The 12636-nt window shown below is 64.6% G+C and carries 10 protein-coding genes; 6 read left to right on the plus strand and 4 right to left on the minus strand.

Features of this window, described 5'->3' with window-relative positions; translation table 11 throughout:
* The first annotated feature begins 510 nt into the window (after window positions 1-510).
* From C8K36_RS00810 to lpdA, 5 genes are all read left to right on the plus strand, one after another.
* A complete protein-coding gene (locus C8K36_RS00810; protein ID WP_107982571.1) occupies window positions 511-1236 on the plus strand; it encodes a hypothetical protein in 726 nt (241 codons plus the stop codon).
* A 790-nt stretch (window positions 1237-2026) separates the two neighbouring features.
* Complete coding sequence (locus C8K36_RS25010; protein WP_258194482.1) at window positions 2027-2158, plus strand: hypothetical protein; 132 nt, start codon at window positions 2027-2029, stop codon at window positions 2156-2158.
* Between the two features lie 195 nt (window positions 2159-2353).
* Window positions 2354-2566: a hypothetical protein gene (locus C8K36_RS00815; protein WP_107982572.1), complete on the plus strand. Its 213-nt coding sequence runs from the start codon at window positions 2354-2356 to the stop codon at window positions 2564-2566.
* A 2336-nt stretch (window positions 2567-4902) separates the two neighbouring features.
* A complete protein-coding gene (locus C8K36_RS24645; protein ID WP_181319309.1) occupies window positions 4903-5052 on the plus strand; it encodes a hypothetical protein in 150 nt (49 codons plus the stop codon).
* A gap of 143 nt (window positions 5053-5195) precedes the next feature.
* A complete protein-coding gene (gene lpdA, locus C8K36_RS00820) occupies window positions 5196-6599 on the plus strand; it encodes a dihydrolipoyl dehydrogenase (RefSeq protein WP_107982573.1) in 1404 nt (467 codons plus the stop codon).
* 826 nt (window positions 6600-7425) lie between these two features.
* Here lpdA and C8K36_RS25015 read toward each other — a convergent pair.
* The 3 genes from C8K36_RS25015 to C8K36_RS00840 all read right to left on the minus strand — a co-directional run bounded on the left by C8K36_RS25015 (window position 7426) and on the right by C8K36_RS00840 (window position 9804).
* On the minus strand, window positions 7426-8376 hold the full coding sequence (locus tag C8K36_RS25015) for a helix-turn-helix domain-containing protein (RefSeq protein ID WP_146176455.1): 951 nt from the start codon (window positions 8374-8376) through the stop codon (window positions 7426-7428).
* Window positions 8377-8508: 132 nt separating this feature from the next.
* On the minus strand, window positions 8509-9393 hold the full coding sequence (locus tag C8K36_RS00835) for an alpha/beta hydrolase fold domain-containing protein (RefSeq protein ID WP_107982576.1): 885 nt from the start codon (window positions 9391-9393) through the stop codon (window positions 8509-8511).
* 21 nt (window positions 9394-9414) lie between these two features.
* Window positions 9415-9804, minus strand: coding sequence for a winged helix-turn-helix transcriptional regulator (locus C8K36_RS00840; protein WP_107983667.1), 390 nt, complete (start codon window positions 9802-9804; stop codon window positions 9415-9417).
* A gap of 117 nt (window positions 9805-9921) precedes the next feature.
* On the opposite strand from C8K36_RS00840, the gene C8K36_RS00845 reads away from it, so the two are divergent.
* Window positions 9922-10779 carry an SDR family oxidoreductase gene (locus tag C8K36_RS00845; protein ID WP_107982577.1) on the plus strand — a complete coding sequence of 286 codons (858 nt, stop codon included), beginning with the start codon at window positions 9922-9924 and terminating at the stop codon, window positions 10777-10779.
* A gap of 86 nt (window positions 10780-10865) precedes the next feature.
* Here C8K36_RS00845 and C8K36_RS00850 read toward each other — a convergent pair whose 3' ends face one another.
* Window positions 10866-12473: an MFS transporter gene (locus tag C8K36_RS00850; RefSeq protein ID WP_107982578.1), complete on the minus strand. Its 1608-nt coding sequence runs from the start codon at window positions 12471-12473 to the stop codon at window positions 10866-10868.
* Window positions 12474-12636: the final 163 nt, after the last annotated feature.

The raw sequence follows: 12636 nt of genomic DNA on the forward strand, positions 1-12636 counted from the left end.
CACCGCGGCGAGGCGAACACTGTGGTCGGAGGAGAGTCCGGGAGGGAGAAACCACCCTTCCGGCCGGTATCAGTGGGCAGCCACGCCGTAACCGATACGAGATTCACTCGCTACCGCCGGTCGTTTGTTGCGCAACCAGTCGGATGGTTTGCGCCGCTTTCGTGACCATCCGATCCGCTAGGCCGGGGTGGACAATCTGTCATTCGAGCGGGTTCGGCGGAGACGAACTGTCGTCTGACACGCGTACTGCGTTCATCCTTGTCGTTTTCGAAACGATTGCTGGGACGGCGGGATTTGTGGGGCTAGCGTGTGTCGCACTCCACATGGAGATCACGAAACAGTCTCTCGAAGAACAGATTTGGTCGATGTCGTGACCTAGTCGGCTATCGACCGAATACCCCTACCCGAGTGGAGGAACCGTTGACTCGGCTGGAGGCGACCAGAAGTTGGAAACCTCCGAGAGTCGGCGACGTCAAGGATCGATCACCAACCCACAATGAAGGAGATCGCATGTCCAAGATCAACCGGAAGCTGCCCATCGCACTCTGCGCCGTGGCGGCATCCGCCGGAATCGCTCTGAGCGTCGCCCCCGCAGCGTCGGCGACCATCGGATCGACCTATACGACGTTCTCCATCTCTTGCAACGGCACCGCCGTGGGGATCTCGCAGAATCAGGCCCAGACCTACGGAGCGACGGTCAACCATCAGCTGTCGGGTTCCAACCAGTCGTTCGCGACCACCTTCGACGCGCAGACCGTGCCCACCACGGCCTTCGGCTACACGGTGACCGGCCTCTCGAGCGTCAAGATCCGCGTCCAGATCGACGGCAGCACGTACGTGTCGCACTCCTTGTCGGGTGGATCGGGCTACACCGGAACCGCCACCGCGACCAAGACGACCAGCAACCCGACAGGGAACGCGATCATCGAGATCTCCATCCCGAACGTTGCCGCGGGTGCAACCTTCACACCGCCGACTCTGACCGTCATCCAGGGATCCACGGTTGCTCCCAAGTTCTCCACCGGCAACGGCGGAAACGGCACGGCGGCGACTCAGAATGAGGGGAAGTACGGCTACAACGCCGGGAACTTCTACGCCTTCAACTCGACTGTGACGGGGGTTCCCATCTTCGGGACGGTGACCGCGCCCACCAGTTGCCTGCCGACCAACGTCCAGTTCCCGGCTGTCAATGCGTTCCCGGTTCTGAACGCCGGCGCGGGAGTCCTGCACTCCTGAGCCGGCGCGGGCTGATCCCTAGCGGGTAGGCATGACGGGGTGCGGGTGCGGGCGCAGATCCGCGCCCGCACCCCGTCGGTGTCTCGCTCAACGATGTTGCGACGCCCTCCAATGTGAGTGTCGGAATCCTGGGCCGGTGACCGCCGTGTGTGGTAGGTCTTGGCGAGCCGATCGGCGGGCAGCGCACTTGGACGTCATCGTCGGACATACGTTCCCGTGAACGATTCTCCAGCGGAGGTGTGTTTCATGTGAGTTTGTTCGATCTTTGCGAAACGCTATCCAAGTGTGACCACCTCCACATAGATTCGTGTCCAGAGTGTGAGGCTTCGGTGGGTCGAAACTCGTACTGGTGCGGTCGCAGTGGCATCGCAACATGGGGTCGGTTCCGCGATTGGCAACGGCGTGCCGGAGGCGGAGTGGGAACGAGCAGGGGGTAGGGAACTGGCGGTAGATGCGCTGGAGCGAGAGCCTCGGGCGTTGTTTGCTTGGCCAATCGTCCGGACCGGAACGACCACCATGTTTTCGGCTGGTCCGTCGGCAATTCAGATGCGGTTTCGGTTGCCCAATGGGGGCTTCCATATTTTCTCCTGAGGTACGTTCTACTGCGTTAGTTCACCAGGATCTGCGATAGGAAGTTTTCTCCGAATAGTGGCCAATGTACGTTTCGGCTAGTTATGCTTTGTCGGCACTTCAACGCTATGCGCCCTGAGTGTCGTGGCTGGAGTGGGAGATTCGATTTCGAGGGCACCCTCGAAATCGTGTGAACAATCTAGGAGAGGAGAGTTACACCATGAGCGTTTCGTTCCTGCAGGCGGCGACTTCGTTTCTTCAGAATCTGGTCGACGCCGTCTTTACAGGTTCCGTGACACCAGGGTTCGTCGGGTTGTTTGGCTCGTTGGACGATGTCGTCAGCGGTAGTTGACCTCGCGGCGCCAAAATCCGGTCATTGACGCATCAGTTAGGAGTATGAAATGACGCTCGGTTCACTATCGCCCCTCCTCGGGCAGCTCGGCCCGCTCGTGGCGGGTCTTCTGTTCGCGCCGTTCGCCTACTCGGTGGATGGAACCTGGGAAATCTCCCCGATCTGACCACTTGACCCACAAGGAGAGGAAATACTGTGAATACAGGTAGCCTCGTCGATCTCCTCACGAGCGTCGACCTCAACCCGCTCTATCTGTTCAGCGTCGGCGAAACGGGCGACGGGCCTCTGCAGGTCCTCGTCGACTCGCTCTTCGACGTGATCGGTAATGTCATCGCGCTCTGGCCCGCAGGTTCGGCCGTCGTGGATGGCAGCTTGCAGGACGCCCTCGGATCTGTCAGCGGCGCGTAATTCAAAGGAGAATGGAATGGACCTGTCGTTGACCTACAGCTCCGAACTGATCGGCTTCGGATCGATCGACCTGGTGGGAGTCTTCGCTTCCTACCTCAATGCTCTGTCCCTCGCAGCTCCGCTGCCTGTCTAAAGGGGAACCGCGATGTTGCAGAAGTACATCAATCAGATGCTGAACTGGGCCGGTGGCATGTTCGGTCTTACCGCGCTCGGCAGCAAGGCGCTCGAAACCAAGTGAGCACAACCTGAAACGCCGAGACCGCAGGCACCCTCGAGGGCCTGCGGTCTCGGCGTTTCGTTGTGGGGGGTGCGGAGGAACGGCAGACCAGTGATGCAGGATTCGAGTCATGGATCGAACGGATGAAGCCTCGAGACGGGTGGTCCGTCTAATGAGTGCTATGGCACCTCAAGCATCTCGTCGTCTCAAATCTGTCCGACGAGGGCTATCTGCATTCCGCTCTGGTCGCCGACGTATCAAATTGTGAACGGGCGCGAGCCGGGCTGAGCAGCCGACGTATGTTTCCTCATCGATCGCGCCATCCCCACTCGGAATCGAGCATACGCATTGGGTGCCTGTGACAGATGTCGCCCTACGTAACCACATTCATGTTCGTGAGGCATCGCGGCCGGGCTGGGCGGACTCGTCTGTCCTCGAAGAGACGTCCGCCTCCGCATCGAGCTGTCCCCGACCGCGGTGGGCCTGCTCGTCGTCACAGGGATGGCCGGCCTCGACGCGAGGGCCCGGTGACGTCGGTTGCGCTCGAGGTCATGGACCTGGCCCACACATCGTTCTTCGATACCCACGGCCGGGCCCCTCGGTGCGTCGCGATCCAGCCCCCACAACGAGGACTCTGACGGAATCCGTTTGGCGTATGCCCGGACAATTGCGGACATTCGTCACGTCTGTTCCCGAACACCCGCGCCTTGGCACGAGCTGCCGAGCCTTCGCGGCCAGAGTCTGGCGCCAGCGGGCGAGGCGACCGGCGACCCAGTTCAATGCCGTGGCTGACGGGCGCACATCGATTCGCTCAATCACGCTGTTCTCCAAGCAGATTGCCTGCATCGAGAAGGCTCGTCATGCGTCACCATCGACGACGTCGTCATCGCTGTAAAACGGGCGGTGCGGTCGACCTCTATCTGCGCGAGCACGACGAGCAACAGGACTGTCCGCTAGTTGCGATGGCCCCGCGGTCGATGCGGAAGATCGAGGATCGGGAATCGGCGAACCAACTCGTCGGACTCGCCGTCGACATGCGCACCAGCTTCAGGATCCGATCGAGCGACTGATTGCCATCTCCCGGTCATCCAAGTTGGAAGCGGCGCGGACCTCACATCGTGGAGTGCGGCGCCAGTCCGCCTCTATGTTCGAATCCTCTTCTCCTCTGCGACTGTCTTCGTGGATCTACAAGCGGAGCCGAGATGAGCGCAACACGGCCCGTGTCATTCACACGACGGTGCGCAACATTCCACTGACCGTCGAAGGGCCTCGCCTTCGGTCGTGCTTGCGTGATGTGTTCTCGGGGCACAGTCGCCGTTCGGTGGGGATCGGTTGCGGCACTTCGTCGATGCGGGAACCGGTTGCGACCACACCAGCACCGGCATCGCCTATCCAGAGGCGGATCTCCCGCACTGCTTGGTTTGGAGTGGAGAGTGCCTGCCTGGGCTGGATTCGGGCGGCAGGTGCGCGCGGTGCGTGCTGTGTCGAGAACCGCGATGCGTGGCCGGCGCCCACCACGTGATCTTCTCGGTCCCGGCGTCCCGCAGGGGTGAGGGGACGGGTGAATTTCCCGGCATCCTGGACAGTTGACCAGTTGGTGTAACGAAAACGCGTACATGACGACGATACCTAGTTTATCTTTCGATCACGGTCGAATAAACCCGATCGTCTTCCCGGCCAGGAAGCAGGCGGCTGACACACCACGGTCACGCCGCGAGATCTGCGAAACGGCCGGGATGTCTAGGGGTTTCGAACATCCGGGGTAGCGGGGTCCCCCGGCGCTGGCGAAGTCCCGGCCCGGGCTGAACAAGATCACACAGCAATAACAAAGCACGACACAAATCTCCCCCGAAAGGCAGTGCAATGAACGCTGACGCCATCTTCGCCGCGCTCATCGGAGTCATCGGCAACCTGATCAACTTCGGCAGCGTGACCGAGCTCAGCTAGTTCGTCTCGTCTGTCACACGCAACACAACCACCACGAAAGTAAGGGAAAACCATGAACCTCGATGCCATCTTCGCTGCCCTGATCGGCGTGATCGGAAACGTTGTCAACTTCGGTTCCGTCACCGAGCTCTCCTGATCTGACACACCCAGCGCAGTAAGAAAGGCGATTGCTATGAATCTGGACGCCATCATGGGCTCGATGACCGGGGCAGCTACGGGCTCGATGTCGGGCCTGCTCGACATCTTCCTCAGCCTCAGCCGGGGAAGCGTCTTCGGCGGTAGCACCGTCGGTGACCTCGGGAGCGCCATCTCGTTCAGCTGACGCATTCGCACCTCCGACCCCAGTCGCCACAGGCGGCTGGGGTCGCAGGTGTGTGTGCCCAGTCACGACCGCTCAGTGGACCTTACTCACGAGTAAGCACCAACCCGGGACAGCCGATCGAGGCGGGGCTACGCTAGGGCCTCGTGACCTCACACTATGACGTCGTTGTCCTCGGAGCCGGTCCCGGTGGGTACGTCGCTGCTATCCGCGCGGCACAGCTGGGCCTCAAGACCGCCATCATCGAAGAGAAGTACTGGGGCGGTGTCTGCCTGAACGTGGGCTGCATCCCCTCCAAGGCTCTTCTCCGCAATGCCGAACTGGCGCACCTCTTCCACAAGGAAGCCAAGGTGTTCGGCATCTCGGGAGACGTGTCCTTCGACTTCGGCGCAGCGTTCGACCGCAGCCGCAAGGTGGCGGACGGCCGCGTCAAGGGCGTGCACTTCCTGATGAAGAAGAACAAGATCGACGAGTTCGACGGTCGTGGCACGTTCGTCGATGCCAAGACCATCTCGGTCGCCCTCACTTCGGGCGCCACCGAGACGGTGACCTTCGACAACGTCATCATCGCCACCGGTTCGGTGACCAAGCTGCTGCCGGGCACCTCGCTCAGCGACAACGTCGTCACCTACGAGGAGCAGATCCTCACCCGTGACCTGCCGAAGTCGATCGTCATCGTCGGCGCCGGCGCCATCGGCATGGAGTTCGGCTACGTCCTCTCCAACTACGGTGTCGACGTCACCATCGTCGAGTTCCTGGACCGCGCCCTCCCCAACGAGGACGAGGACATCTCCAAGGAGATCGCCAAGCACTACAAGAAGCTCGGCGTCAAGATCAAGACCGGTGCGGCCGTCCAGTCGATCGTCGACAACGGCTCCGACGTCACCGTCTCCATCAAGGACAACAAGTCCGGCGAGATCGAGACGGTCACCGTCGACAAGGTTATGCAGTCGGTCGGCTTCGCGCCGCGCGTCGAGGGCTACGGCCTCGAGAACGCCGGCGTCGCGCTCACCGACCGCGGTGCAATTGCGATCGACGAGCGCATGCGCACCAACGTCGCCGGCATCTACGCCATCGGTGACGTCACCGCCAAGCTGCAGCTCGCGCACGTCGCCGAGGCGCAGGGCGTCGTCGCCGCCGAGACCATCGGTGGCGCCGAGACCATGGAGCTGGGCGACTACCGGATGATGCCGCGCGCCACGTTCTGCCAGCCTCAGGTCGCCAGCTTCGGTCTCACCGAGGCGCAGGCCAAGGCCGAGGGCTACGACATCAAGGTCGCCACCTTCCCGTTCACCGCGAACGGCAAGGCCCACGGCCTGGGCGACCCCAACGGCTTCGTCAAGCTGATCGCCGACAAGAAGTACGGCGAGCTGCTCGGCGGCCACCTCATCGGCCCCGACGTCTCGGAGCTGCTGCCCGAGCTGACCCTGGCCCAGAAGTGGGATCTCACGGTCAACGAGCTGGCCCGCAACGTGCACACGCACCCCACGCTCAGCGAGGCGCTGCAGGAGGCCATCCACGGCCTCGCCGGCCACATGATCAACTTCTGACGGTTTACCGCCGGAAGAGCTAGTCCGCGAGAAGCCCGCACAGGATTGTGCGGGCTTCTCGCGTTTCGGCTCAGCCCGGGGCGCCGACGTAGGCGCGAATCAGTGCGGCCAGGCGTGGGCCGGGCATGGTCAAGCCCTCAATTGATTGCCCACGATCGATCATGGACACAAGGGAGTGCAGTGCTCGTACCGTATCGAGGCGCGTCCCACTCTTCGCGGTGGTGAGCTTCCATCTGTCCTTGTGTAGCTGATGTGCGTGAACGATTGCGAGTAGCGAGCAGAGGTCCGCGACGTCCTTCGGTGCTTGGCGGCTGTTCCATGCAAGGGCCTTCAAGACCACTGCGGGCTCGACGTCGGGTACTGGAATGCTGAACTTCAGAGGGTCTCCGTGATGCAACATCGCGTGAACTGTGACCTGGAGTGGTTCAGCCGCGAGGGCTAGAGACAGGCCAGGGATGGCGTCGAATGCGCGGCCGCCGTGCGGCACGGATTCCTGCAGTCGACTAGAACTGGACGGGATGTAGATCCACCGCGAGTGGGTCTGTGTCCCCAGACGGGGCCTCGTACCGGTTGCCAGCCACCGCGGTGTACCCGCGTTGCAGAAGGCGTTCATGCAGATCTTCGTTGGCCGCGACGACAGTCGATACCGGCATCTGCGTCGGCAGTCGTCCGGGCCGTGGCATCTGGAGTGGGGTACACCTGGCACAGGATGTGGACCATGTGACCGCCCACTACCCGGTAGTGGAGTCCTTCCGCAGCCGCCGCAAGATCGGCTAGTGCTCGCAAACCGAGATCTGCCGCGTTCGACGTCGCGACGATATGAACATCAGTCACGCCAAGTCCCGCTGATGATCGGCTGCCGGAGTCGTTCGGCGGCCTCCTCTGCGTCGGGACCTGGGCTGCGGAGAACATCGTGCAGCGTGATGATCGGGTCGGTGAGCGCCGTGGCCGTCGAAGAGACCGCGCGCGCCGTGCGCCAGATCGTCGGATCTGCCGGAACCGCCGCGACCAGCGTGTAGTCGTCAGCAGTGGCCGGGCTGAAGCCGGCGGGAACGAAATCCAGAAACTCGGACGTGTATATCGCGGCAGTCGAGGGGAGGCGCCATGGGGCGTAGGTATCGGCGGCGACATCGCCAGTCTGAAGGGTCTCGATCTGCATTTCCTCGCAGAACGTGAGCGCTGCTCTGGCCTGGTTCACAACGGGTTCCAGGCCGTACCAGTACGTCACCGCGCCTCCGGGGCCCGGATACTCGCCGAGATGTGCGTCGAGCAGTTCAACTCGTCGTGTCGTCGTCCAGCCGCTGCTGGTCCGCTCGGCGAACGCGTGACCGTGAAGAGCGTGCGAGACCGATTGTTGCGTCGTGGACAAGGCGGCCGCGATGTCCGCCTGCGTCATCGGCTCACCGAGCACGACGAGTCGTTCGATTGCCCACCGGACCCATGGAGGGCTACCTCTGCGGGGTCGCTGTTGGCTGCGGGGTTCGTGAGACGGATCGTCCAAGAACACCCGGCCATCGAAGATGATTAGTCGATCGCCGACCGCAATGAGGTCGACTTCTCCGGAACCGGCGAGTGCGCGCAAGGCGCTGGTGGCGTGGCGAGTCACGTAGAGACGTCGGTCTGCAGCTTGCCGCTCACTGTCTTCGTGCAGTTTGCTGGGCGGTGGAGCGGCGCGGCTGGCCTTTACGCTGACGTGCCTTGTCGAACCATCGGGAAAGCGGAGGTCGAGATCGTGGAGGTCTCCGGAGTTGATCTGGATGTTGGATCGGCGCAGCATCTGTAGACCTTCGGAGAGGATGTGACGATCTGAAGTGTCCACTTGTGCGCTCCTTCCACGCCTTTGACCTGGTGGTACAAGTTTAGATGACCTTGAGCGCTTATGTTTGTTTGATATATGAATTCTGTCGTGCTATCCGACCAGGAGCTGACACAATGTCGCCCGAGCCTTCCTGCCCTCCGGGATCGGGAGCAGCGGGTAGACGTGGATCATCTCCCGTGCCTCGTGGAAGTCGAGTGACAGTCCGGCCTCCGACGCCAGCGGGCGGAAGCGTCGGGCGTCGACGTTGAGGATGTCGCGGGTGCCGGTGAACAGCGTCATCGGGCCGAGGCCGGTCAGATCGCCGTTCAGCGGGCTCACCCACGGATGCTCCCGATCCAGTTCGCCGCGGTAGGCGTCGGCGGCGACGGTGAGGCTGTCCGGGTGCAGCCACGGATCACGCGGGGCAATCTCGCGGATCTCCGGGTGCTCCCCGGTCGCGTCCAGCCACGGCGAGATCAGCGCGGTGTGGGCGGGGGCGGCGGCGCCGCGATCGCGCAGCGCGAGGGCCACCGCCAGCGCGAGCCCGCCGCCCGCCGAATCGCCCGCGATCACCAGCGGCTCGTCGCGCTTCGCCAAACGTTCGGCGAGATCGGCCGACGCCGGCACCACGTGCGACGCCGTCCCGCTCGGCGCCACCGGATAGATCGGCACCGTCACGGACGCGCCCGCGGACGCCAACTGCGCCACCAGCTTCCAGTGGTGCCGGGTGATCTCCCGGATATAGGCGCCGCCGTGCAGGTACAGCACGCGCGACGACGGCGCGGCACCTCGCGGGGCCACCGTGAACACCGGCCAGCCCGCCGTCGACGTCGACGGCGTCACGTCGAGGCTGCGGCTCAGTGACGACGGCGGCGCGAACGGCTTCGGCTTGACCTGCAGGGCCGCGATCTCCCGGCGCATGTCGTCGGCGCTCGGCCGTCGTCGGCCCAGGGCTGCGATCGCCAACGGCATGGCCCTACTGGTCAGGCTCGGCATGGCCACCCCCGTCGTCGTCGGTCAGCGTGCGTCGTACCGAGTCTGCGCCGCGGTGATGTCCGGCATGTGCGATTCGAGCAGTTCGATCAGGCCGGTGAGTCGCCCGGCGATCTCCTCGCCGAGCGGGGTGAGGCTGTACTCGACGTTGGGCGGGATGGTCTCGCGGACCTCTCGGTGCACCAGGCCGTCGCGCTCGAGTTGCTGCAGCGTCTGCGCCAGCATGCGCTCGCTCACCCCGTCCACCCGCCGGCGCAGTGCGCCGAACCGGTACGGGCCCTCGCCCAGTGCAGCCAGTGCGAGCGTGCCCCAGCGTCCGGTGATGTTGAGCAGCGCGCTCCGCGAGTGGCAGTCGCGCGCGAAGACGTCGGACTCGAGGGTCGGGTCGTCGAAGTGCCGGTCGTCGCTGCTCACCACTCGAGGTTACTACCCGCCAAACGATCCGTGCTGACTCAAACTGTTGCACTTACGAAAAATAAGTGCATTATGGAGCGTGAACGAAGCATTGAAGGTTCAACACCGGGAGTTCTCATGACCATCGCAGTCACCGGCGCCACCGGGCACCTCGGCCGCCTCGCCGTCGAGGCGCTGCTGCGCCGCGGCGTCCCCGCATCCGACGTCGTCGCCGTCGTCCGTAACCCGGAGAAGGCCGCCGACCTCGCGGACCGTGGCGTGCAGGTGCGCACCGCTGACTACGCCGACCGGGCCGCACTCGAAGCCGCGCTGGCGGGTGTCGACAAGCTGCTGCTGGTCTCCGGCAGTGAGGTGGGCGCACGGGTGCCGCAGCACACCAACATCATCGACGCCGCGAAGGCCGCGGGCGTCTCCTTCATCGCGTACACGTCCATCCTGGACGCGTCGAACGACACGCTCCAGCTCGCGCAGGAGCATCAGGTGACCGAGCGGCTGCTCGCCGAGTCCGGCATCGACCACGCCCTGCTCCGCAACGGCTGGTACTGGGAGAACTACACCAACGATCTCGCCGGAACCGCCGAGCGCGGTGTCCTCGCCGGCAGTGCCGGGGACGGTCGCGTCGCAGGTGCGGCCCGCGCCGACTACGCCGAGGCCGCCGCCGTGGTGCTGACCTCCGGCGAGAACCAGGCCGGCAAGGTGTACGAGCTGGGCGGTGACGAGCGTGTCTCGTACCCCGAACTGGCCCAGGCCATCTCGAACGTCACCGGCAAGGCTGTCGAATACCGGGACCTGCCGGTCGCGGAGTACCAGGCCGTCCTCGAGTCCGTCGGCCTGCCCGCACCCGTCGCTGCCGTCCTTGCCGACGCCGACGCCGGGATCGCGACCGGCGCCCTCGACGTCACCAGCGGTGACCTGCAGCGGCTCATCGGCCGGCCGTCCACCCCGCTCGAGACCGTCCTGCGCGCCGCGCTCTGAGAACTTCCCTGAAACAGCTGAAAGGCCCGTTCAGGCGCCGGCAGCGCACGAACGGGCCCTTCAGCTTCCCGAGGGGGAATGGGGGATCAGTGCATCCCGACGGCGCCTTCGGCGGGCAGGTCGCCCTTCTTGGCGCGAACCAGGATCATCACGATCGGGCTGATGACGAGGATGAGCGCACCCGCCCAGCCGAACGCGTGGGCGTAGCCCGACACCTCGGTGCCGAACACCCAATCCATGACCTTGCCGACGAAGTCCTGCGCGGGCGCCGGCATGGCCGCGATCTGCTCGGCCGTGAGCGGCGTCGCGTTGGCCAGGTCGGTGGGGATTGCGTCGGCGGGGAAGCCGGGCGGGGGAGTGGGCGCCGGGTTGTCCGCCTGGAACGCGCTCTTGGCAGAGGCGTACACCGTGGTGAACAGCGCCGTGCCCAGTGCGCCGCCGATCTGCAGCGTGGCGTTCGCGAGGGCGCTCGCGGCGCCGGCGTCGTGGTTGGGGACGCCCAGCAGTGCCAGGTTCTGCATCGGCACCATCAGCAGGCCCAGGCCGAAACCGAAGATCGCCAGACCGGGGAACACGTGCGTCCAGTAGGAGGTGTCCACCTCGATCTGGGTGAGCAGGAACAGCCCGACGGCCGCGAAGATCGGTCCGACGACCATGAGCGGCTTGGGCCCGATGCGGGTGGTGAGCTGCGCCGCGATGGTGGACGCGATGACGATGAAGAAGGCCATCGGCAGCGAACCGACACCCGACATGACCGGGCTCAGGCCCATCACGATCTGCAGATAGAACGTCAGGTACAGCGTGCCGCCGAGCAGCGCCGCACCGACCAGCGCCGAGCCGATGAACGCCGCGCCGCGGTCACGATGCCACGGAACGCTGAGCGGCAGAAGCGGGTTCGCCGACTTCTTCTCCACGAGCACGAACGCGACGAGCGCGAGCAGGCCGATGCCGATGAACACCAGCGTCTGCGTCTCGAGCCAGCCGTGCTCGGCCTTGGTGAAGCCGTACACCAGCGAGCCCAGGCCGATCGCGATCAGAACGGTGCCCGGCAGGTCGTAGCTGGTGTCGCCGTGCGCCTTGGTCTCCTTGACGATGGGGAGCGTCACCGCGATCGCGAACAGCGCGACGGGGATGTTGACCAGCAGGCACCAGCGCCAGTCGACGTACTGCGTCAGCACACCGCCGAGCAGCAGGCCGATCGCGGCGCCGCCGCCGGAGATCGCACCGAACACGGCGAACGCCTTGGCGCGCTCCTTCTCCCCGACGAACGTCGTGGTGAGGATCGCCAGCGCAGCCGGCGCGAGCAGCGCCGCGAACACACCCTGACCGGCGCGGGCGGCGAACAACTGCATCCCGGTCTGCGCGAAGCCGCCGACGGCCGACGCCACCGCGAAGCCCGCCATGCCGACCATGAACGAGCGCTTACGACCCCAGAAGTCGGCGATGCGACCACCGAGCAGCAGCAGCGCGCCGAACGCCAGCGCGTAGGCGGTCACGACCCACTGCCGGTCCAGGTTGCTGATGCCCAGGTCCTTCTGGGCGTCGGGCAGCGCGATGCTCACGATCGTGCCGTCGAGGACGACGGTGAGCTGTGCCAGCGCGACGATGCACAGCACCAGCCAGCGGCGTTCGTGATTGGGATTGTCGTTTACGGGGGCGTCGGGACGCGAGGTCGCCTGGACGTCTTGGGACATGCAGTTCCTACCGAATCGGGGGCACGGACGTCTGTCGCGGCCGAACGTAGCGACGCTACCGGCGAACTCGATCCTGCTGCAATCGAATTCGGGGGCATCGTCGGAATCGTCACAACCGACGCCGCAAGTCTTGCCACGGGCGCGAAACTGTGAGCACTCGCGC

It is taken from the genome of Rhodococcus sp. OK519, assembly GCF_003051005.1.
Lineage (GTDB): Bacteria > Actinomycetota > Actinomycetes > Mycobacteriales > Mycobacteriaceae > Prescottella.